The organism is Chryseobacterium sp. SIMBA_038 (assembly GCF_046535115.1).
Lineage (GTDB): Bacteria > Bacteroidota > Bacteroidia > Flavobacteriales > Weeksellaceae > Chryseobacterium.
The window spans coordinates 912,831-936,296 of record NZ_JAWRXH010000001.1; the positions used below are offsets into that span (position 1 = coordinate 912,831).

The following is a 23,466-nucleotide window of genomic DNA, read 5'->3' on the forward strand; positions in this document are numbered from 1 at the left end:
CAAATGGTTATTTTAAATTTTAAAAACGGGCTAAAGCCCATTCCTATTGATAATTTAATGCTTTACAGTAATTATATTTGGTTTCGGAATTTCTTTAACAGATTCATCCAAATAATAATCCGTGTGCGGGGGCTGATTGTAGCCTACATTTTGCCAAACGATACTCAAACGATATTGCGGATTGTGCATCAAAGTGTACAAACGGTGCTTCGTAGGAATTGTCGAACTGAAAATTCGAAGTTCCTGATTATCTGAGGTTCTGTAAATTACTTCTTCCCTCCAGTCTCCAAATAAATCTGCAACTAAAGAAGGATTTTTCTTAGTTCCGTTATTTGATTCACACTGAAAATCTTTAGCATCAAATATCAAGTTTGATTTCTCATTTTTCCAGTCCCATTTTGACACGGAAGTTCCGTCTAAAATTTCACTTAAAAAATCTCCATCCCAGTAAATTCCCATATTAACTGACGGATTTTTTTCACTGATTTTATTTCCTTTGGCATCGTAAAGACCTTTAACTCCCGCTCCGGCAGCCCAACATTCAGAACCTTGGTAACGAGGATCTATATTTAATGAAAGACCTCTTCCCGGACCTTGGAATTTGCCTTGCTTACTGTAAATTAAAGAAGGTAATTTCCATAAAACCTTTCCCGTTTTTCCATCTCTGAAATGTGCGCCTGCATTGTCGAATCTTTCCTGAATATCAAAAATTTCCAATCCCGGATTTGAAGGATCTAAGTCACCAACGTGCAAAGCATCGCCGTGACCATAGCCTGTGCTGTTTAAGACTTTTCCATTGTCATCGACGGTCATTGCGCCATAGACAATCTCATCTTTTCCGTCGTTATCAACATCAGCAATGCTTAGGTTGTGGTTTCCCTGTCCACGAAATTTTTTATTTTCTTCTGAACTTTCGGTATCAAATAACCATCTCAGACTGAGTTTTTTATCTTTATAATCCCAAGCTGCAATCGCAGTTCTTGTGTAATACCCTCTCGACATTACAACACTCGGATGTTTACCGTCTAAATAAGCTACTGCTCCCAAAAATCGGTCTATACGATTTCCTTTTGCATCGCCCCAGGTTTCGGTCATTTGTTCATCAGTTGGATTCAAACTCCCTGCAAATCTTGGAACCTGATAATTGACGGTATTAATTTCTTCTCCTGTTTCGCCATTAAAAACTGTCAGATATTCTGGTCCCGAAAGGATAAATCCGTTTTCATTGACGTAATTTTTTGTGGCATCTCCAATGACTTTTCCTTTACTGTCTTTTGAACCATCTGCGGTTTTCATTACGATTTCTGCTTTACCATCCTGATCTAGATCGTACACCAGAAATTGTGTATAATGAGCGCCTTCTCGTATGTTTTTCCCTAAATTGATTTCCCATAAGAACGTTCCATTCATTTTGTAAGCCTGAATAATAGGTTCATCCGTAATCCCTTTCTGGCTGTTATCGCGGGATTGTCCGGTTTGATGAAGGATGATTTCATATTCCCCATCACCGTCCAGATCTGCAACAGAAATATCATTTGGTGTATATCCGGCCGGAGTTTTCAAAGGAATAGAAAAATACGGCTTTTGAGAAGCTACATACTTCGCAGAATCATCATCTACCGTTTTATCCTGAGTGTTGGATTTCACGAAATAAGTATAATTCTTTGCTTTGTCTGCTGTTTTGTCTAAAAAGTTAGTCTCATTGAGCAGCGGCTTTTCATTCAATTTTTTGGTTGAACTATTTTCAGTTCGATAGAGATCAAAATGAGTATTTTGAGCTTCTGTTCCCAACAGACGCCAGCTTACAAAAACGCCTGATTCTGCAGGGATTGCTACGATTCCTCTTTTCAGATATTCCATTTGTCTTTGTGCAAAAATTGTTTGCGAAAGAAAAATAGCGGATGTAATAAAGATATACTTGATTTTCATAATTCTACATTATTTTTAGTAAAATTTTTATGTTTTGGCTTCCTTCGACAAGCTCAGGATAAAAAAGCCATTTATGTTGATTTATCCTTGTCAAGGTTTTGAACCTTGACAAGGATTTTCCCGTTGAATCTCTCGCAGCCCGACTTGAACGGAAATCCTTTTTGTGAAACGCAGTGTAACAAAAAGATTGGGAGTGGAAGGCGGATTAAGCTGCCCAAAATACTTATCAGACAAATTCAATCGATTGCACAGATTTGATTATTTTTTGGAAACTTGTTCCAATAACCACTTTACCCATTCTTCTGTTCCTTGATAATTGGTAAAATCTGCCGGTAACTTTTTGCCATCGATGTACTCATTATAACACCATGGATCGCCCAATGCGAAAACCGTCCCTTTTCCAAATTTAGCGACAGCTCCAATGTTTTTATTTTCTGCCGTCAAAATAGCTTTGGCAGGCGATTTTACGTCTATAGAACTCACTTCTTTCATATATAATTTTTGCTCAGAGAAAACTTCGTTTCCTGCAGGAACCATTACTTTTCCTTGATCAAACTCTTTTTTCTGAACTCTGTTGTAGCTGTCATCGTTGAAATGAATTCCGAATTCTCCGGCCAGTTTGTTAAAATGTTCAAATTCAGAATTGCCGTGATCATTGCTTAGCAAAACTAAAACGCCACCATCTTTAACCCATTTTACCAGATTTTTGATGCTTGCCGGATCAATTAAATTTGCCTTTCCTCCATAAGCTTCTTTGTCAGTATCCGCATCTACAATGATGTAGACATTGGCTGTTTTCAGGTCTTTTTTTGAGGGAGCCGTTTTCAGAGTACTGATTTCAGCACCTTGCTTTGTAAAGATTTCGCCTAACAAAGAAAATCCACCGTTTGTTTTATCTTCCCATGTATAATGCATGGATTTTAATTCTCCTGTTTCCTTGTCTTGCTGTTTTTCGTTATTGAAAAAATTATCCAACACGACTTTTGGTTTGTTTTGAGAATAGTAAAAACCAGCCACCAAAAAACAGGTTCCTAATGCAATTTTTTTTAAAATAGTCTGCTTCATTATGTTTAAAATTTATTTCGAGTAAGTTAGTGGAATTATTTGAATTTTACCATCCAAACCAGAAGGCTGAACTTTCCAATTGGAAGCGTCAAACGGTTTATAATTAATGTTTACAAAATTAATTTCATTATAATTTCGCCACGTGATTTTATTCTGGTCCATATATCGAATTCTATTTGCCATTAAATTACAAACTTCTATTTGGATTGTATTTTTACCTTTTTTCAGGTATTTTCCAATGTTAATTTCAAAAGGAATACTCCAGACAATTCCCGCATCCTGACCGTTTACAATCACTTTTGCGCTTTCATACAATTTATCAAATTTTAAAAGATAATCGTCTGCATTTTTGTTTTTTAAGCTTAAAGTAGTGGTGTAAATTCCTGTACCTGAAAAACTTTGCGTTGCAGGATCGTCAAAAAAATTCGTCCAAGGTTCTAATTTATTTAAATTTCTTGATTTTGGAAGTTCGGGACCGCCTTCTTTGAAACTCAATTGCCAAGTCTGATCTAAAACTATCGGAGCGTCCGTCTTCTCTGCATATTTCCATTTTGAGATGGATGAATCAACAGTTTCAGAATTTTTCAGAATTAAAGATTCTCCGGATTTCAACTGAATTCGAACAGAATTATTTTGGGTCTGCGCAACTCCAAAATCTCCATTTTCAGGATTCATTATCGTCGTTTGCTTTTCTGTATAATTAATAGGAACAAATTGATTAATTTCCTTTGAAGTATGATTGACAATGTAATAATATTTTCCGCCGTCAAACTGTCTTCTCACAAATTTCAATCCCGTGTCCGTTAATTTTTCTCTTTGAATTTTTAAATATTCTAATCCTTTTTCAACATCTGAACTTAAAACAATCTTTCCTTTTCCAAAACTTGCAATTTTTACATTTTCGCCTTGATTTTGAAACAGAATTTGATTCCACAAAGATTTTAATTGATTTCTTCTTTTCTCCACTTCAAAGTTTCCGGGAATATCTTTTGGTTCGTTTTGAAAAATAACCGAAGCACCATTTTGGGCTAATTTCAGAATATCATTCAACGTAGTTTCCGGTAAATATGTCAATTCCGGAATGATTAAAACTTGATAAGAAGATCCTTCTTTTGCAGTCTGAATTTTCAGATTTTCAGATTTTGATTCGTTAATCATTTTGTCTGAAATCATATCAAGTGAATAACCCATTTTGTTTAGTTTATTCAAATTCTCATACATCGGAGTTGGCTGCAACCACTTTTCAACGTTATGAACTTTAAAGGCAATATCTTTTCCTTTTGGACTTGCCCATTGGTCGTAAATCGGCCAGTACATCAGCAATTCATTATCGGATTTTCCACTTTGTAAAACACTTTGAGTGCGCTCAATGTAAGAATTTAATCCTGTTAAATGTGGCCACAAACTGTTTTCCGGAACAAAATTAACCGAAGCATAAAACAGCCATCCCGGAAAAGAAACATCAGCCGGCGTGTAAGTTGTCCCATGATAAAAAACGTGATTGATTCCCGATAAAAAAACCTGCTCCACTTCTGGTTTTGCCTGCGACCAAGAGGTTTTGAAATGCTCAGTCAACCAAGTAAAAGTCTCGTTTGAAGTTAGTTTTTTGCCTGTCACATTGGCTGCTGACGAAGCAAATTTCAACATATTGAAATCAGGCATATCCGATTTCTGAATATCTGCGGTGTCCCTTCTCAACCCCGGAATTTCAAAAATAGAGCTTCCGAAAGTTTCAGATTCAGGAATATCGACTGCGGCATACAAATCAAGCAAATTTCCGGGTGAACCGTGCGCTTGATTGGTATTTTTTGAGTTTTTGGAATGTGCCCAGTTCGTGAAATTATCTGCAAAATTGTTTAAAATCAATTCGCTCAACGTTTGTCTGTAATCAGATTTAACTCTTGTCGTTATTTCGTTTTCATCATTATTAATCAAATATTTGATGTACGGACTCAAATCGTATCCTCTCCTTTTTTTAAATTCATTTTTAAAATCAGGCGTCCAGTCGGCATTGTAAACTTCGTAACTGTCATTAAAAAAAGAACGCACGCCATAGTTTGAATTTCCAAAAGCTTTATCGAAAGTTTTAAGATAATTTACCGTTGCAACAGGCGAAAAATGATCTAATGTATATCCTTCACCACCCGGAGCTGCACGTTTTACTTTTTGTAAAGTTTTACCTGTAAAAACCGCATAGATCATCCATTTTCCGGAATCGGGTTTCCAATTGAGAGAGCCGTCATTTGTGATTTTATCGTTTAAGACAACGGCTTCATTTTTTTCGTTGTAAGCGGTAACAATATCGAGTTTTATCGTTTTTAAATTTTTAAGCTTTTCATCATTTAAAACAATTTTCTCTGCAAATTTTTCACCTGATGAAATTGTATAAGTCTGAACAATCATTTTTGTGGCAGCATCCTCTTCACTTACCTGCGGCCCACCAATTGGCCAGCCTGTTCCGACTGCCATATCAACGCCCATATTCAGGCTTTTTGCTTTGTTTGTGGTGAACTGAAGCATTTTCATCCATTCCAGAGAGAGATAATTAATATATTGACTTTCAAATCCTTTCGCTCCGTAAATCGGAACGATTTCAACGCCTCCAAAACCTGCTTTATTAAGTGTTGTCAGCTGTTTATCCAATCCTTTTTCATCCACAGCATTTCCCATCCACCACCAGCGTGTCCACGGTTTTGCGGTTTCGGTAGTTTTGGGCCACGGATTTTGTGCGGAAAGGTTTCCGAAGGCAAAACAGATTAAACTTAGACTGATTATATTCTTAATTTTCATTTTTACGTATTTAATTTAGGCACAAAAGATCTTACACTTAAGTCTAATTGAAGTTAATTACTAAACTTTTCAGAAGAACACTTAAGTTTTTGAAAATCTTTGATTTTCTCTTAACGTGAACTTTTATTTCAATCATTTAAACTTTAAAAACTTACGTGTTCTAAAGTGTTTAAACCACAAAATTCTAAATTTTTCAATTTCCATCAGGTTTTAAAGATTCCATAAAAATACTTTCAGGCCAATGAAATTTTTCGGCTGCATCAGGTTTATTTGGATCAAAACCTTTATAATTTTTGGAAACAAATTTACTCAAAGGCAACTTTTGATCTACAATACTTTTCACCACACATTTTGCCAATTCATAAGCTCCATATGTATTAAAATGAGTGTCATCTGCCAAAGCATTTGGTTGATTCGGATAAGAATTTGCGGGATAATACACAAATGCTTTTTTAGAATTTTCCGGTCCCATCGCTTCGAACAACGTTTTACTCATGGCATTTAAATCAATTAAAAATACATTTTCTTCTTTTGCAATTTCACGCATTGCATCAGGAAAATCATCCAAAGTATTGACAATTTTATTGTTTTCATCAAAAACATGACGATTCATTGAAGTCACCAAAACCGGAATCGCTCCCAATTGTTTTGCTTTATTAATCCATTCTGTTAATCTTTTTCTATAGCCGGATTTCGTGCTGTTCCCATACTTTTGGTCGTTATGTCCAAACTGGATGAATAGGTAATCTCCGGGCTTTATCTTATTCCAAATTTTATCAATTCGGTGGCGGTCTTCAAAGGCTTTCAACGTTTCCCCGCTTTCGGCATAATTGGCAATTACGACTTCTTTCGGAACAAAAAAATACGGCAACATCTGTCCCCAAGAAGCCCAAGGCTCGTACTGCGCATCTACAACCGTAGAATCTCCCGTAATATAAATCGTTTTTGCTGTTTTGTTGGGTTGAATGATTAATGCGCAAACTTTTGGAGCTTTATTATTAAATTCAATGGTCAACAGATTATCCCAATGCAGATATTTTGTTTCTCTTGGTTTTAATTTTACAATCCCGATCTGAGTTCCGTTTTGATTACGAATGATGCTGTCTTTAACATGAACGGTAATTGATTTTTCAATGATTTCCTTTTCTTTTGTTTTCACATCATCCAGCATCAGACGGCGATTTTCTACACGAACCGTCGTTTCAGAATTGCCTTTGCTGTCGCCTAACGCTAATTTTATATCATAATTTCCTTCAGGAATTGCCACTGAAAAATAGAAAGGCTTGTCGCTGGTGATATAGTCTCCCGTCAATGCATTTCCTCCATTGTCAACGGATTTTAAGCTGGAAATATCCATAAATCCATAGCCAATTTTTTTATCAAATTTTGAAGTTGAAGTGATTGGAATAAATCCGTTTTCCGTTCTGTTTCCGCCAAAATCAAACTTGAAAATTGTCTGTTGCGCGAACAAAAACGAGCTTAAAAAAAACATTAAAAATCCTATCTTTTTCATAATTTAATCCGTTAAAATGTTTTCTTTCGGCATTGTAAACTGTTTATTTTCATCCCCTAAATCCGGCAAACCGAAATAAAAATAAAGCGTTCTTTTAAAAGTTCCGTTGAGATGATTCAATTCGCTTTCCTTTCCTAAAGATTCAGTTTTATCGTTAATGTTAAAAGCTAAAACAGTTCCCAAAGGCGGTATCGCATCCAAAAATGAAATATTTCCGCTTGGTAATTTCGGATAACCTTCGGCACCGTAAATTCCATAAAAATCAAAGAGCCTTACAAACATCTTTTCTTCTTTTGTTCCGATCGTAATTTTCCCTTCTGCAGTATCAAGCTGCAACCACGAAACATCATCATAATATCCTTTAAATTCGGGATAAATCCAAGGTGAAGAACCTGTTCGGGTTGAGTTTCTCAAATTCTGCCAAACATTATAAGTTTGCCCTTGAGTACGGTTTTTCCAGACGTGATAAGGGCCTTTGCCCAACCATTTTGCGCTGATGACATAATTTTCAGGGTAATCAAAACTTACGCCTGCAAACGGATAATCGCCTGAAAGTGCATATTCGTAATTTAACTCTAAAATTCCGTCAGGATTCAGCTTCCAGATTATTTTATTTCCGTTTTTATAGGATATTTCAATGATTTGATTTTTCCCTTCCGCAAAAGATTTTATGGATGAGAATTCTACTTTCCCATTCACGAAAACTGGTCCGTTTCTGAAAGTCATTTTCTTGCCTTTTTTATCGATAATGACTGATTTTAATAACCCATCTTTTTTACCTATTGAAAATTCTTTTTCTTCTGATTTTAAAATAAATAAAGAATCATTTTCTACAACAGAAACCGGAAATTCTTTGGTTAAAGTTTTCTGAAACTGTTTTGAAATTTCATCATTAGACGAAATTTTCCAAGTCCAGGTATAAATTTCTTTTCCGAAAGGATCGGTCGCTGTTAATGATAAAGCTTCACTTTCTTTCCAGTTTTGAGGAAGATTTAAATTGATATTTCCTTTTTCTGTCGGTTTAATATCTGGTGATTTTGCTTTTCCTTTTTGCAGAACATCAAATCCTGATTCTGAGGAATATGGTGTTTTAAATTTGATCAATTTCCATTCAAACTGACATTCATTTAAATTCGTGAAATGATATCGATTTTCCACAGGAATATTTCCGTTAAAATCGTTTGAAATCGTTTTAATATCAATTTTTACCGGACTGTAAATTTCGCGGATCGCATAAAAACTTCCTTCTTTTTCACGATGCGGACCCACAACTCCATCCGGAGCATTGATCGCATTTACATCAATCTGATTATTGAAATCGGTTCTCACTAAGCCTTCATCTGCAAACGCCCAAATAAAACCTCCGGCGCCTTTTTTTGAGTTCCAGTGAAGCTCCCAATAATCGGCCAGAGAAGTTCCACCGCCGCCATCATCCTGAGCGTGCAAAAATTCGGTCGGCATATAAATATTTTCTCCTTCGAGAATCGTTTTTGTACTGTAATAATCTTCGTAATGGTTGCAATCAATCCCGTTGAAAGCATTTCCCGGTTTGTGATGTGCGTGAATGACCGGGCGATTTGACACATCATATTTTGCAAACTCTGTATCCAAATCAAAATTATGTCCGCCTTCGTTTCCGTTGCTCCAAAAAATGATCGAGGGATGATTGGCATCTCTTGTAACCATTTCTCTCACGAGTTTTTTCCCGACTTCTGTGCTGTATTTTTTTTGCCAGCCCGCCAATTCATCCAAAACATACAATCCTAACGAATCGCAAGCTTTTAAAAATGATTTATTGGGTGGATAATGTGAACAGCGAACGGCATTCATATTCATTTCTTTGATAAGCTGAACGTCCATTAAATCGATATTTTTGTTAACAGCTCGTCCTGTTTCCGGCCACCAAACGTGACGGTTGATGCCTTTCATCTTGATTTTGATTCCGTTGATGTAAATTCCGTCGCCTTTTCGGATTTCAATGGTTCGAAAACCGAATTTTTCTTCGGTTTGAAAGATCTCTTTTTTATTTTTATGTAAACTGAATTTTGCTTTGTATAAATTCGGAGTTTCTGCCGTCCAAAGTTTTGGATTTTTAACGGAAAACTGGATTTGTTTTAAAGTATCTCCTTTTTCAATTTTAATTTGAGATTCTCCAATCAAAATATTCTTAGCATCAAATAATTCTACTTTTATATTATTGACCGAATTAATTCCTTTTAAATGAATATTGGAACGAAAAGTTCCGTCTGCTTTTGCATCAATTGATGTTGAAGAAATGTTTTCTTTTGGAGTTGCCTCGAGATAAACAGGTCTGAAAATCCCTCCTAAAATCCAATAATCTGCAAGACGTTCGGCATTGTTGACAGATTTGTCGGCGGACATTTTAGAAACTTTGACTTCGAGAATATTTTCTTTTCCAAAATTTACTTTGTCTGAAACATCATATTTAAACTCATAAAAAGCACCTTGATGAATTGCTCCGGCAAGTTTTCCATTAATTTTCACTTCGGTGTCGGTCATTGAGCCTTCAAAAACGATGTTGAGCGATTTCCCTTTCCATGAGTTTGGAACCAAAAATTTGTGTTTGTATAAACCTACTTCATCATTAAATTTAAAATTTTTGCCATAAGTCACATAATCTCTTCCATAATTGTACGAGCCAAATCCCTGCTGTTCCCATTGAGAAGGAACCTGAATTTTGCTCCAACTTCCGGATTTCCGACCTCCACTTATCCAAAAAACCCACTCTTTTGTATGCTCAGAATCTGTCCCGCTCAGGAATTGAATTTCCTTACTTTGAGCATGCAGCAATTGGAAGCACAAACATAACAGAAAGAATATTTTGGAAGAATAATTCATTATTTTTTGCCTTCGTCGGAATCGTCTTTTTTATCGTATGATTGACCTAAAGAAGCTACTTTGGTAACGTTTACATTCGTTTTCTTTACATTTTCAATAGCATTTAAATTCTGTTCTTCAGGTTTTAACGCTTTTATCTTTATATTTTCAAAAGTAAAATCTTTCAACTCGTACAGGTCCGATTTTTCAATATCGAAAGCTGTTTCACAACTGATGTCTATATTTTTTAACACAATATTATTTGCTAACCTCCTTTTCGGTGCTTCTTCTCCTTTCAAATCAAAAAACTGGCTCCAGCCTTTTACAAATAAGAAAGTTTTTACGTTTCCTTTAATATTATCAAGCGTAATGTATTCGTAATGTTGCGGCGTGTCCGGACGCATTTTCAAATGCAGCAATCTCGAAGCATCATTCACTGTCGAATTTCTGAAAATGATATTGTAATTGTGAATCGATTCGCTTCCGCAAGTCAATGCAGAATGGCAGAATCCGAAAGTATTGTTTTCTATGATAATATTTCTGTTTTCACCATTATTTGGATCTTTATCCGCTTTTGGACCTTTTCCGCCTTTCAATGCAATGGCGTCGTCGTTTACTGATAAATAACAATTTTTAACTAAGAAATTAGAACAAGCATCAATATCAATTGCGTCTGTACTTGGTGCTTTTACAGGCTCTTTTGGAGCTAAAATTGTTAAATTTAATAACTTTACGAATTGACTTTTATAATAATGTGTACTCCAGAAAGGTGAATTTTTTACGGTAATATCTTCAATCTGAACGTTTTTAGAATTTGAAATGTAGATGATACGAGGTCGCATTTCATCCATATTGGTGCATTTAGGATTCCATTCGCGTCTTTTCCAGAATGATTTCCAGAAGCGTAAACCATTTCCGTTCAGTGTTCCTTTTCCTGAAATCGTAAAACCGTCCAATCCGTCTGCATTTACTAATGCCGGAAAATATTTTACGGTTTGTCCTTCCATTCTTGTTGTTACGACCGGATAGTCGTTGATGTCATCGCTTCCTTTTAAAACTGCTCCTTTTTCTAAATGCAAATGTGTTCCTTGTTTAAAGAAGATCGAGCTTATCAAAAATGTACCTTTTGGAACAATAATAACTCCGCCTCCATTTTTAGCAGCGTTATCAATGATCGCCTGAACTTGTTTTGTCTGAAGAATCGTGCTGTCATTTTTAACTCCAAAATCCGTAAGAATATATTTTTTTCCTAATTTGTTGATGTCTGTCGGTTTGTTATCTCTAAACCATTGCGGAATGACCGTTCCATCCGGAAATTTATCCTGACTCTTCACCGCTGATGAAAAGAAAAAAAGTATAAACAGAGATAATAGGAATGTTGATATATTTTGAAATTTCATAATTATTTTCAGTAAATCCTGAATTATTTTAATTAAACTAATTAACAAAAATAAAAATATACATTTTAGTAACTTACAGCATCCTGCTCTTTCATGTGGAAAAGTTTTTGGTTGTTGGTTGCTCGTTGTTGGTTATTAGTTAATCGCAAAGGCGCAAAGTTTTCATATAAATTATTCTTTTTAAGGCGCAAGGATTTTATCTGCGATAAAATTTAGTTACAAGAATTTGTCATGCTGGAAGCATCTAAGCTTAGTATTAGAAAAAAGAATGGAAATATTCGCGTCTAGATGCTTTCAGCATGAAACTTTGTAGAGGCTTTCAATGTTGAAATAAAAGACTACAGCCCTAGCCCCGATTGGCGCGACATCCTTTTTGGTTGCGGCCGAAGCGAAGCGGAGGCCGTAACCAAAAAGATACAGCAGAAAGCGGGAAATTGCTCCTTAAAAAAATTAATTACAATTAAACAGAGTCAAAAAGCTTCAAATAAATAGTGTAAATTTGCCCTGAATTACCATGAAAGTTCATTTTTTTAAGTTTTAATTATAATGAAAAAAATAAGATTTTCTTTATTTGCTATTTTGTTATCCGTTGCTTCTCAGGCACAAAATTTTGACCTTATTCCATTAGGTATTTATGGTGGAGAACAGGAAGATAATTTATCGGCTTATCTGGTCGGAGCGCCCAATGACAAGTCGTTTCTTTGTCTTGATGCAGGAACAGTAAATGCAGGAATCCGAAAAGCCATTGAATTGAAAAGTCTGACTGGAATAACAGAAACTGTTTTAAAAGATCAGATCAAAGGATATTTTATTTCTCATGGTCATTTGGATCATTTATCCGGGCTGATTATCAATTCTCCAGCTGATTCTAAAAAGGATATTTATGCTATTGCTCCGGTAATTCAAATTCTTCAAAATCATTATTTTATAAATGATACATGGATTAATTTTGCTGATCAGGGGCAAAAACCAATACTCGGAAAGTATCATTATAATGAACTGAAGGAAGGAGTAGAAATTCCAGTATCAAATACTTTTTTTTTCCTGAAATCTTACGAACTGAGTCATGTAAATCCTTATAAAAGTACTGCTGTTTTGGTAAGAAAAGACGAACATTATTTGCTGTATTTCGGTGATACAGGAGCCGACAGAGTTGAGAAATCTGATAAATTGAATACTATTTGGAACGACATTGCTCCATTGATAAAAAAAAGACAATTAAACACCATATTAATTGAAGTTTCTTTCCCAAACAGTCAACCTGAAAAGTCACTTTTTGGACATTTAACTCCTAATTTATTAGTAGAAGAATTAGAAAAGTTGAAAGAAAAAACCGGACAGAAAAATCTTGGAAACTTTAATGTGGTAGTTACTCACAGGAAACCAACAGGAGATAATCCGGAGATTATAAAAGAGGAATTATTGAAAAATAATCCGTTGAAAGTCAATTATATTTTCCCTGAACAGGGCAAAAAAATTAGTCTGCCCTAGATTATATAAGCTTTAGAATTATAAGGAAGAATTGAATTTTATATTAATAATTGTACACTTTTATATTTTTCAGTTTTACTGAATAACTACAATAAAAAAGCCTCAATTAACATCTAATTGAGGCTTTTTATTAACTATCATTATTTTAAAGTATCGATAATATAGCTTTCACAATATCATCATAAACCTGTTTATCTTTTTCTCCGGTGCGAGCCAAAACTCTGATGCCGGAATAATTATTAAAGATAAATCTTGCTAAAACTTTGGCGTCCATTTTTTTAGAAATATGTCCTAAATCCTGACCTTTTTGAACTGCATTTGTAAAAATTTCTTCCATGGTTTTGGCGTTGTTTTGTACAATTTTAGCGATCTCTTGATCGTGCATAGCAAGTTCAACCGAAGAATTGACCATAAAACATCCTTTTGTGATTCTATCTTCTAAGCTCTCGATAACTGCCTGTTTGAAAATATCATGCAGGGTTTCTTTTATATTTTCAGACGTTTCAAAAAGATCTATAATCTGATCTTGTGATTGTTTTTGGTACTTCTTTAAAGATTGTACAAATAATTTCTGCTTATCACCAAAAGTATCGTACAAACTCGAGCGACTTAAACCAAGATGCGTTACCAAATCCTGCGCAGAAGTTCCGTTATAACCTTTATGCCAGAAAATTTCAATTGCTTTGTCTAAAGCTTTATCTTCATTAAATTCTTTTGTTCTGGCCATGATCTTCAAAATTATATTCCTTTGCAAAGATAATAAAATAACGGAACATTCATTCCGAAATTTTAGAAAAAATTTTTAGACTACTGGATTGACAGTCAAACCACCATCAACAACGATTTCTGTTCCTGTAATAAATGATGCATCATCTGAAGCAAGGAAACTCACTGTTTTTGCAATTTCACTAGCCTGTCCGAAACGTTTCAATAAAATTTTCTCTCCTAAAACTGCTCCAAAACCTTCAACTTCTTCTTTTGCTAATCCTAATTTACCATAAAGCGGAGTTTCAACAGGACCAGGAGATACTGCATTTACTCTGATTTTTCTTGGCGCTAATTCTGTAGCGAAAACACGGTTTAAAGATAGTACTGCTGCTTTGCTTGCGGCGTAAACACTTGAGTTAGGCATACCAACATGTGCATTGATTGAAGTATTAAAGATAATTGAAGCTCCATCATTCAGGATAGGCAATAATTTTTGAACAGTAAAGTAAACTCCTTTCACGTTTGCATTCATGATGCTGTCGTAATGTTCTTCTGACGCTGAATCTACGGGTGCAAAAGCAGCCATTCCGGCGTTTAAAAATACAATATCCACTTTTCCAAATTGAGAAGAAACTTGTTCAACTAAACTGTCTATTGATTTTAAATCTGTTTGATCGGCTCTGATTCCGGTTACATTTAATTCTGTTTCAGCTTGCATTAAAGATTCTTGGTTTCTTCCTGTTATAATTACTTTTGCCCCCTTAGCTGATAATTCTGCTGCTGTTGCCAATCCGATTCCGCTATTTCCTCCTGTTACGATAGCTACTTTGTTTTCTAAATTTTTCATTTCTTAAATTGTTTGAATTATTAATTATTAAATTTTGATAGGACAAAGATATAATAATGGAACGATCGTTCCATTATTTAAAATGTTAAATTTTTGTTAAATTTTATTTTTTGTTTTATTTGAATCAAAAACCTGTTTTTAAAAGAATATTTTTTCGGGTATGTTTGTCATCCTGAAAGGATCTAGATATAATATTAGAAGGCTGTTTGGAAAAGCTCGTGCTTGGATTCTTTCAGAATGACAAATATTGCGGATTTAAACCTCATAGGTTTTAAAAACCTGTGAGGTTTATTTTCTATAACAATCGCAAATTCCTAGCCCTAATCGAAGCATTTGTTTGAGCTCATTTTCTGTCTTAGTTTTCGGCGCGGCGGCAAAGCCGCCGCGCCGAAAACTAAGACAGAAATAGCGAGTGCGGAGAGCAGGAAATAGCTCCTAAAAAATAATCAGGTGCCATTCGAAGCAGTAAAATACCTTCAAATAAGAAAAATAAAAGTGCATATACTTTTAATAATGATTTCTCTTAATACCTAGTTTCAGCATTTTAGAAGCAAGCGTTGTAGGGGGAACTCCAAGAATTTTAGCAGCACCATCCTCACCTCTTATTCTGCCACCGCATTTATTTAGAATATTGAGAATATGAATTCTTTCGTTCTCTTCAATCGTTTTGTCTTGCAAAAGATCTTCATCTTTATCATTATTTTTTATATTAACGGCTACAGGTAACGGAATTATATTGATACTATCTCCTTTCGTTAAAATGACACTTCGTTCAATAAGATTTTCCAGTTCACGGATATTTCCCGGCCAGTTGTAAGTTAGCAGACTTTTTATTGAATCCGCGGATAAATTCAGTTCATTCTTTTTTAATTTTTCACAATATTTTTTGATGAAATGCTGAGCCAAAATGCCAATATCTTCCTTACGATCCCTTAATGCAGGCAATTCCAGTGGAAAAACACATAATCTGTAGTATAAATCAAGGCGAAATTTTCCTTCGGCAACTTCTTTTTCCAGATTACGGTTGGTTGCTGCGATAATTCGGATATCAACTTTTATAGATTTGTGGCTTCCGATGCGTTCGATTTCTTTTTCCTGCAGAACGCGTAATAATTTAACCTGAACTTCCAAAGGAATCTCTCCTATTTCATCCAGAAATAAAGTTCCGTTGTGTGCTTGTTCAAACTTCCCGATATGTTGGTTAATCGCTCCCGTGAAAGAACCTTTTTCGTGCCCAAAAAGTTCTGTTTCAATTAAACTTGCAGGTAATGACGCGCAATTTATTTTAATTAAAGGCTGATCTTTTCTTGATGATAAATTATGAATTGCATTGGCTATTTTTTCCTTACCTGTACCGCTCTCCCCGGTTATTAATACAGTAGTGTCAGTAGGCGCAACCTGACTTATAAAATCAAAAACGCTAAGAAGTAACGGACTTTTACCAATGATCCCTTCAAAACCGTTTCCTAATGAATTTAAGGTTACAATATCCTTTACACTATCATTTTGTCTGGCAATTATATTTTCTACATTATATATAAAATTATCCTGTAATCTTTTACAGATTTCCAGATGCTTTTCATCAAATACTGATGGATTTTTACTGTAAAACGAAAAAATAAATTTCCCTTTTTTACTGATTGATAAAGGAATTGGCAAGCTAAGATTAGATTTCATTCCAAGATAATTTACCGTGATTTTATGTAATGTAGCTTCCGTTATTTTCTTTTGAAAATCTTTACCATTGTACATGCAGATGTTATCTTCGGTGATTGTGTTTTTTAAAATCGTTTCTAATTCATGAAGTTTTAATTCAGTTAATTCTTGGAATCCATTCAAAGTAATTTTTTGATATTCATTAAAACCTGTTCTCAAAAATCCGAAAATTATATTGTCAATCCCTTCATCCGTAATATAGGTTGAAATCATCAGATCAAACGGGATAATCGGCTGTAATGCCGTACACATTTGATATAAATATTCATCCCAAGTTCCAAAATTCGAAACGAGATTTTTAAGCTGTCTCTGAAAAAGTTGTTCTTTTCTTACAGAAGATTCGATGTTATACTTTTGATGATATCCTGCAATCTGCATCATGATCAAAAGGTCTTTTTCACGAAATGGCTTCACCAAAAAACCATAAGGATGGGAAGCTTTTGCCTCACTTAAAATATCTTCACTCGAATTGGCCGACAAATAAATAAAGCCAATATTTTCTTCCTTTAAAAATTTAGCCAAATCAAGACCCGTTTCTTTTCCCATCAGGAAAATATCCAAGAGCACAAGACCCGGTCTTTCTTTTAGAATGTTTTCTTTTGCGTCGTTTACACTTCGTGCAATTCCCAAAATCGGATAACCAGCGTTTTTAAGCATCAATCTTAAATGATTGGCTTCTACAAAATTATCTTCAACAATTAGGATTTTTGTGCTTGTGTCCATTTCTTTAAATTGTAAAAATTAGTTCTATTTTTGTTCCTGATTCATTGCAGATTTTAAAATCAGCCAAAATATCTTCGCTCAGTCCTTTCATAAGTTTTAATCCTAAAGATTTGCTATTTTCAGGACTAATCGTTTCGGGAATTCCTATTCCGTCATCCCAGATAGTCAGGTGAAATTTCTCATTTTCCTGTTTCAAAATGATGGTTACAACACCCTGCCTGTTTTCAGGAAAAGCATATTTTATGGAATTGGTTACCGCTTCATTTAAAATTAAACCTATCGGAACAGAATGTGACAACGGAAAATCTACCTTTTCAATATCAAGTGAAAATCGGATTTGCTTCCTAACATCAAATGAATCAGACAAATAATAAGTAAGATCTAAAATATACGATGGCATATCAATCATAGAAAGATTTTCGGACTGATACAATTTATCATGAATCATCGACATCGATTCTACCCTTCTCTGACTTTCTAAATTAGCATCAATCGCTTCATTGCCCTGCAAATATTCGTTTTGGCTTGCCAATAATCCGACCACCATGTGCAGATTATTTTTTACCCTGTGATGGATTTCCCGAAGCAACCACTCTTTTTCAGTAATTGCATTTTTTAACGAAATATTACTCTGCCTGATCTGATCTTGTTGCTCTTTAAGAATAAGATTATTTTTTTGTTTTGATTGATAAGCCCTGTACAGAAAATAAATAAAAGCCAAAAGAATAACAAAACCTCCAAACATGATATTCCGGATCAACGATGCTTTCTCGAGGTTGCTGTTTTGCAGAATAGATTCACTTTTTAGATTGGTGATGTACTTGTCTTTTTTTTCAGTTTCGTACAATATATTCAGTTTATTGATTTCATTTGACTTTTTTTCATCAAAATATCTCTTTCTAAACCTCACATATTCTTTGTAATGCATCAATGCAGGCTCTAATCTTCCTTTCGCTGAATCAATTTTATACTCCCAAAGATTATAATCAGCATAATAACTGTCTTTATTGAGTTTTTTACAGACTTTAAGGTGTAATTTATTGTAATAAATTGCCTTTTCGTAGTCTTTTAAAGCTAAATTTAAGTCAATTAAAGTAGTGTAAACCAACACTAAGACGTCATAATCATGAACTTCTTCAATATTGGAAATTATTTTTGTCTGATACGGCAACGCTTTTTCATACTGCTTTTTGTGAACATATATTCTGATTAATATACAGTCGAGCTTAAAGGAATTTGTTGTTCCGATTTTTGGATATTGCTTCTTTATATCTGTAATTAATGTTAACGCTTTATTATACTGTCCGGTTTTCAACAAAGTGCGGGAAATATTGCCGACAATCGCTCTGATATCTTCAATACTATTAAAATCCTGAGCGACTTTTAATGATTTCTCGTAATACTGTAACGCATTACTATAATCATTCATCTCTTCGTAAGCCAAACCAATTCTATTATAAATTACATAGAGAAACGATTTTTTCTCACCCAATTTTTCGGCGGTATTCAGAGCCAGAAAACCATATTTTAATCCTTCTTTATAATCTCCTAAAAATATGTAGGCCGCGCCCATGAGATCATAAATATTGTCTAGCTTTTTATAATGACTTTGCTGATATAAGGTTAGCGCTTTCTTTAGACAGTTCAGTGCTTCCTTTCCGTTTCCTATCAAAAGATAAATATCGCCCGTTTCTTTATAACAGTCTCCCAAACGTTTTTTGTTATTGGCTTTTGCGAAATACGTACCCGCTTTTTGAAGGTAAAAAATACGATCTTCATAACTCATTCCCATCAGCGTTTTGCTGGACCAAATCATCACCCAGGATTCTCCGAGTAAATTATATTCATTACTGTTACTCAGAATATTTATTGCCGCAGATGCATGTGAATAACTTTTATCGAAATGATTATCATGCTGTTCCAACATAGAAAGCATGAGGTAAGAAGCACCTAAACCCTTTCTATACTTGAGCATTTTACTGATCGTAAAAGCTTGTTTTGTATAAATTATAGATTTTGCAACGGGCTCGATATTGTATTTATCTCTTTCGTAATAATAATTGCTTAAAGCCAAAAGTAAATCGACTTTTTCTTTATCATCGTCCTTTAATTTCAAGCGTTGTTCTGCTCGAAGAACCTCTTCATTATTATTAAAACTACTTTGCGCACCCATAAATAACGGAGCCAAAACGAAAATACACGTAAGGATAAACCTGTGTAAAAATAAGTATCGCAGTATTAGTTTTTGAGGTACCATATTTAAGGTAGAAATATTAGACTAATTTACGACTTAATCATCTGCAATGCATCTGTTAATCAGAAAAAAATCACATTTTTTATAAAACGAAAAATGACTACTTTTTTTCGTTTTACGACGAAATATAGTTGGATGAAAATTTTCGTTTTCATATTAAACATTTGATTATCAAAATATTATAAAACACGCTCGATTTTTGTCTGTTTTTAAAGCATAACAACCAAATCACTCAAATATGCAAACAGATAATCGAAAAACGATCCTTTTTATAACAGGAGCATTCGTCAGTAATGAATCCTGGAACGAATGGAAAGATTTTTATGAAAGTAAAGGATATAAAACCATCGCTCCAGCCTGGCCTTTTAAAGACGCTTCACCCGAAGTGCTCAGAAAACGTCATCCGGATCCGGAAGTAGCTTCTATCCGATTAACTCAACTCATTGAACATTATGAAAAAATTGCAAAATCACTTAATGAAAAACCTATTATTATTGGTCATTCAATCGGCGGTTTAATTGCCCAGATTTTAAATCAAAAGGGATTGGCTTCTTCTATTGTTGCGATTCATTCAGTTCCACCGCAGGGTATTATGACCTTTAAGTTTTCTTTTTTAAAAGCTGGTTGGGGACCGCTCGGGTTTTTCACCTCTACCAAAAAAACTTTTTTCATGAGTTTTTCACAATGGCAATATGCATTTGCAAACGGCCTTCCTCTTGAATGGCAGGAAAAAGGTTATCAACAATTGGCAATTCCGGAATCTAAGCTTGTTGTTCGAGATACAATAACCTCAGCTGCAAAAGTGGATTTTATTGCGCCACATCATCCGATATTATTCATTGCTGGTGATAATGATCATACCATTCCGCACCAATTGAATCATGATAACTATAAAAAATATACCGACAAAGATTCGGTTACCGATTATAAAGTTTTTCCCGGCAGAAATCATTTTGTTTTAGGACAACCCGGCTGGCAGGAAATCGCAGTTTATATTTTAGAATGGATACAAAAACAGAAAAATTAAATAAAATTATTAACAATTTTTAAAATCAAATACTATGAAAACAATCTACAAAATTGGACAAAAAAACAGAATGTTTTTTTTAAGCCTATTACCCGTTATCTTTTTATTGCTGACCTCATTTAATAAAAAAGAAGCGCCTTCAAAATCTGAAACATCTCAAACAGTTGGTATCGATGACCCAAAACCGGCAAATCCGCCTGCTAATTTTAAACATCAAACCGCTTTAGTAAATGGTGTAAAAATTCATTATGTAATTGGAGGAAAAGGAGAACCTCTTGTTTTGATTCACGGTTTTGGACAAAACTGGTACATGTGGAACCGTCTTCTACCTGAACTTTCAAAACATTTCACCGTTATCGCACCCGATTTAAGAGGCGTCGGAGAATCTGACAAACCAGAAGGTGGTTATGATAAAAAAACAATGGCAAAAGACATTCATGAATTGGTTAAAAAACTGGGTTATAATAATATTAATCTTGCCGGACACGATATAGGATTGATGGTGGCCTATGCTTACGCTGCACAATACGGAAATGAAGTGAAAAAAGTCGCTTTAATGGATGCACTTCTTCCCGGAATAGAACCAGTTTGGTCACAAGTTTCGGCTTCAGCTTGGTGGTTCGGATTTTTTGCTTGGCCAGCTTCAGGAGATATTGTTAAGGGAAGAGAAAAAGAGTTTTTGACTAATTTCTGGCCAATGGTTGGACACGTGAAAGATCCTTTTACAGCTGAAGAAACAGCCGAATTCGTAAGAGCTTACGCCGTTAAAGATGGTGCAAAATCAACTTTTAAATGGTTTGGAAATTTCCCTCAGGACGGAAAAGACAATTTGGAATTTGCAAAAACAAAACTGAAAATGCCTTTGTTAGCAATGGGCGGAGAATACTTTGCGGCAGCTTTCCTAAAAGACCATTCCCTATTAGTAGCTGAAAATGTTACAGAATCTAAAATTGCAGGTGCGGGACATTGGCTGGTTCAGGAAAATACAGCTCAGGTTCAGAAAGATTTATTGGCATTTTTTCTTGCGAAATAAATATCACATAAAAACTTTTTTAAACTTTTATTTTTATCACAAAAGAAACGAAAGATTAACACTTAAGTTATTTTAAGTTGATTATAAAACTGCTCAAAAGAACACATAAGTTTTAAAATCTCTGATTTTTATTCTTTGTAAAACTTTTGCTTACTCAATAATTGAACTCTATAAATCAATAATATCTTTTGATTCTTTTGTGGTAAAAAATTATTCAATTTTCAACAAATTTCTCTTCAATAAAAGTTTAAAAGACCAATTAAATCTAAAAAAAATGAAACGAATATTTTTACTCCCATTATTTTTCTTTGGTCTGTTGATACAGTCTCAGGAAAAAGCCGACCTGATTGTTTACAACGGAAAAATTGCAACCATGCAGAAGTCAGGTGAATTTGTTCAGGCCATTGCAACAAAAGACGGAATTATTCTCGCAACAGGAACTTCAAAAAGCATTTTAGATACCTATAAAACAACATCAACTAAAGTTATTGATGCTAAAGGAAAAACGGTTGTTCCGGGCTTAAATGACAGTCATATTCATGTGATTCGTGAAGGACTGAATTATAATTCTGAATTGCGTTGGGACGGTGTAAAAACTTTAAAAAGAGCCATGGAAATGCTGAAAGAACAGGCAGCGAGAACTCCGAAAGGAGTTTGGATCAAAGTAATTGGTGGTTGGAATGAGTTTGGATTTGAGGAAAAAAGACAACCCACAATTGACGAAATAAATGCCGCTGTTCCCGACAAACCAGTTTTCATCACCTATTTATATGGTAAAGCATTTTTAAACAAAAAAGGAATCGAAGTTTTGGGTTATACGAAAGATACTCATTACGAAGGAAGCGTTCTGGAACAAGATAAAAACGGAAACTTAACCGGACTAATGTTCGCTAAAGAAACTCCGAAAGCCATTTATACTACTTTAGGATTAACTACAAAATTAACCCCCGAGGAAAGAATTAACAGCTCTCTTCAATTTAACAGAGAACTGAACCGATTTGGTTTGACCTCCGTTATTGATGCCGCAGGAGGTTCTCAAAATTTTCCTGCGGATTATGCAACTTCTATGGAATTGGCGAAACAAGGCAAACTCAATCTTAGGATTTCCTATTATTTGTTCGCACAACAAAAAGGAAAAGAGCTTCAGGATTATGAAAAATGGGTTGCCGAAACGGTAATCAATAAAAATGATAATCTTTTGGTTGCCAATGGTTATACCGAAGAAGGTGCGGGAGAAAATATTGTGGCTTCAGCGGCAGATTTTGAAAACTTTTTAGAGCCTAGGATTGTTCTTTCAGATGAAATGGAGCAAGATTTAGAGCCAATCATTAGGCTTTTGGTTAAAAACAGATGGCCGTTCCGATTACATGCGACGTATGGAGAATCAATTGACAGAATGCTGAATGTTTTTGAAAAAGTGAATAAAGACATTCCATTTAATGGTCTAAGATGGTTTTTTGATCATGCTGAAACTATTACCCCTCAAGAATTAGAAAGAGTTAAAAAACTTAATGGCGGAATCGCGGTGCAATTCAGAATGTATTTTCAGGGAGAATTGTATGAGAAAATGTACGGGGCTCCAAAAACTCAACTCCCTCCTATCAAAAAAATGATGAAAATGGGAATCCCAGTTGGGATGGGAACAGATGCCACCAGAATTTCCACCTATAATCCGTGGATGGCAATGCACTGGCTGATTACAGGAAAAACGTTGGGTGGAATGCAGTTCTGGCCGAAAGATCAGGTTTTGGATAAGTTTACAGCCCTTCAATTATACACTTCTGGAAGCGCTTGGTTTTCTGGTGAAGAAAAAGACAAAGGAAAATTAATCAAAGGAATGTATGCCGATTTTTCTGTTTTATCTGAGGATTATTTCAATATTTCAAATGATAAAGTACGAGAAATTGAATCTGATTTAACGATCGTTAATGGCAAAATTGTTTACGGAGCAAGAGAATTTAAATCACTAGATCCTGCTATTGATCCTGTAATTCCGGAATGGTCGCCTGTGAAATATTTTGGTGGATATTCTAAGTAATTATTAAGCCAAAATGCCAATATTGTATCCCAATAAAGACGTTTTGAAGTCCTTTAACGAGACCTTTTAATGATCCGGAGAGGTTATGATATTC

At 34.7% G+C, this 23,466-nt stretch carries 14 protein-coding genes; 4 read left to right on the plus strand and 10 right to left on the minus strand.

Going from position 1 to position 23,466, the window contains the following annotated elements; all coding sequences use genetic code 11:
- Positions 1–54: 54 nt before the first annotated feature.
- From SB689_RS04140 to SB689_RS04165, 6 genes are all read right to left on the minus strand, one after another.
- Positions 55–1,929, minus strand: coding sequence for a rhamnogalacturonan lyase (locus SB689_RS04140; RefSeq protein WP_410690877.1), 1,875 nt, complete (start codon positions 1,927–1,929; stop codon positions 55–57).
- Positions 1,930–2,187: 258 nt separating this feature from the next.
- Positions 2,188–2,994, minus strand: coding sequence for a lacto-N-biose phosphorylase central domain-containing protein (locus SB689_RS04145; RefSeq protein ID WP_410690878.1), 807 nt, complete (start codon positions 2,992–2,994; stop codon positions 2,188–2,190).
- 12 nt (positions 2,995–3,006) lie between these two features.
- Complete coding sequence (locus tag SB689_RS04150) at positions 3,007–5,784, minus strand: glycosyl hydrolase (RefSeq protein ID WP_410690879.1); 2,778 nt, start codon at positions 5,782–5,784, stop codon at positions 3,007–3,009.
- Between the two features lie 193 nt (positions 5,785–5,977).
- A complete protein-coding gene (locus tag SB689_RS04155; RefSeq protein WP_410690880.1) occupies positions 5,978–7,297 on the minus strand; it encodes a rhamnogalacturonan acetylesterase in 1,320 nt (439 codons plus the stop codon).
- A 3-nt stretch (positions 7,298–7,300) separates the two neighbouring features.
- A complete protein-coding gene (locus SB689_RS04160) occupies positions 7,301–10,156 on the minus strand; it encodes a glycoside hydrolase family 2 TIM barrel-domain containing protein (RefSeq protein WP_410690881.1) in 2,856 nt (951 codons plus the stop codon).
- Positions 10,156–11,535 carry a glycoside hydrolase family 28 protein gene (locus tag SB689_RS04165; protein ID WP_410690882.1) on the minus strand — a complete coding sequence of 460 codons (1,380 nt, stop codon included), beginning with the start codon at positions 11,533–11,535 and terminating at the stop codon, positions 10,156–10,158. Before SB689_RS04165 ends, SB689_RS04160 begins: the two co-directional genes overlap by 1 nt.
- Before the next feature lie 546 nt (positions 11,536–12,081).
- Between SB689_RS04165 and SB689_RS04170 the strand changes: the two genes are divergently transcribed.
- Complete coding sequence (locus SB689_RS04170) at positions 12,082–13,026, plus strand: MBL fold metallo-hydrolase (protein WP_410690883.1); 945 nt, start codon at positions 12,082–12,084, stop codon at positions 13,024–13,026.
- Positions 13,027–13,171: 145 nt separating this feature from the next.
- Here the strand turns inward: SB689_RS04170 and SB689_RS04175 are convergent, their stop codons facing one another.
- The 4 genes from SB689_RS04175 to SB689_RS04190 all read right to left on the minus strand — a co-directional run bounded on the left by SB689_RS04175 (position 13,172) and on the right by SB689_RS04190 (position 19,277).
- Positions 13,172–13,753, minus strand: coding sequence for a TetR/AcrR family transcriptional regulator (locus tag SB689_RS04175; RefSeq protein WP_410690884.1), 582 nt, complete (start codon positions 13,751–13,753; stop codon positions 13,172–13,174).
- Positions 13,754–13,828: 75 nt separating this feature from the next.
- Positions 13,829–14,581 carry an SDR family oxidoreductase gene (locus SB689_RS04180; protein WP_410690886.1) on the minus strand — a complete coding sequence of 251 codons (753 nt, stop codon included), beginning with the start codon at positions 14,579–14,581 and terminating at the stop codon, positions 13,829–13,831.
- A 507-nt stretch (positions 14,582–15,088) separates the two neighbouring features.
- Positions 15,089–17,020, minus strand: coding sequence for a sigma-54 dependent transcriptional regulator (locus tag SB689_RS04185; RefSeq protein WP_410690888.1), 1,932 nt, complete (start codon positions 17,018–17,020; stop codon positions 15,089–15,091).
- Between the two features lie 4 nt (positions 17,021–17,024).
- A complete protein-coding gene (locus SB689_RS04190) occupies positions 17,025–19,277 on the minus strand; it encodes a histidine kinase dimerization/phosphoacceptor domain -containing protein (RefSeq protein ID WP_410690890.1) in 2,253 nt (750 codons plus the stop codon).
- Positions 19,278–19,512: 235 nt separating this feature from the next.
- On the opposite strand from SB689_RS04190, the gene SB689_RS04195 reads away from it, so the two are divergent.
- From SB689_RS04195 to SB689_RS04205, 3 genes are all read left to right on the plus strand, one after another.
- On the plus strand, positions 19,513–20,301 hold the full coding sequence (locus tag SB689_RS04195; RefSeq protein ID WP_410690893.1) for an alpha/beta hydrolase: 789 nt from the start codon (positions 19,513–19,515) through the stop codon (positions 20,299–20,301).
- A 34-nt stretch (positions 20,302–20,335) separates the two neighbouring features.
- Positions 20,336–21,334, plus strand: coding sequence for an alpha/beta fold hydrolase (locus SB689_RS04200; protein WP_410690895.1), 999 nt, complete (start codon positions 20,336–20,338; stop codon positions 21,332–21,334).
- A 274-nt stretch (positions 21,335–21,608) separates the two neighbouring features.
- On the plus strand, positions 21,609–23,372 hold the full coding sequence (locus SB689_RS04205; protein WP_410690897.1) for an amidohydrolase: 1,764 nt from the start codon (positions 21,609–21,611) through the stop codon (positions 23,370–23,372).
- Positions 23,373–23,466 lie beyond the last annotated feature (94 nt).

Bases quoted from the DNA above. Each gene is read 5' to 3' on its own strand.
- SB689_RS04150 (WP_410690879.1), bottom strand. From the start codon at position 5,784: ATGAAAATTAAGAATATAATCAGTCTAAGTTTAATCTGTTTTGCCTTC.
- SB689_RS04195 (WP_410690893.1), top strand. From the start codon at position 19,513: ATGCAAACAGATAATCGAAAAACGATCCTTTTTATAACAGGAGCATTC.
- SB689_RS04160 (WP_410690881.1), bottom strand. From the start codon at position 10,156: ATGAATTATTCTTCCAAAATATTCTTTCTGTTATGTTTGTGCTTCCAA.
- SB689_RS04175 (WP_410690884.1), bottom strand. From the start codon at position 13,753: ATGGCCAGAACAAAAGAATTTAATGAAGATAAAGCTTTAGACAAAGCA.
- SB689_RS04170 (WP_410690883.1), top strand. From the start codon at position 12,082: ATGAAAAAAATAAGATTTTCTTTATTTGCTATTTTGTTATCCGTTGCT.
- SB689_RS04190 (WP_410690890.1), bottom strand. From the start codon at position 19,277: ATGGTACCTCAAAAACTAATACTGCGATACTTATTTTTACACAGGTTT.
- SB689_RS04200 (WP_410690895.1), top strand. From the start codon at position 20,336: ATGAAAACAATCTACAAAATTGGACAAAAAAACAGAATGTTTTTTTTA.
- SB689_RS04165 (WP_410690882.1), bottom strand. From the start codon at position 11,535: ATGAAATTTCAAAATATATCAACATTCCTATTATCTCTGTTTATACTT.
- SB689_RS04145 (WP_410690878.1), bottom strand. From the start codon at position 2,994: ATGAAGCAGACTATTTTAAAAAAAATTGCATTAGGAACCTGTTTTTTG.
- SB689_RS04140 (WP_410690877.1), bottom strand. From the start codon at position 1,929: ATGAAAATCAAGTATATCTTTATTACATCCGCTATTTTTCTTTCGCAA.
- SB689_RS04185 (WP_410690888.1), bottom strand. From the start codon at position 17,020: ATGGACACAAGCACAAAAATCCTAATTGTTGAAGATAATTTTGTAGAA.
- SB689_RS04180 (WP_410690886.1), bottom strand. From the start codon at position 14,581: ATGAAAAATTTAGAAAACAAAGTAGCTATCGTAACAGGAGGAAATAGC.
- SB689_RS04155 (WP_410690880.1), bottom strand. From the start codon at position 7,297: ATGAAAAAGATAGGATTTTTAATGTTTTTTTTAAGCTCGTTTTTGTTC.
- SB689_RS04205 (WP_410690897.1), top strand. From the start codon at position 21,609: ATGAAACGAATATTTTTACTCCCATTATTTTTCTTTGGTCTGTTGATA.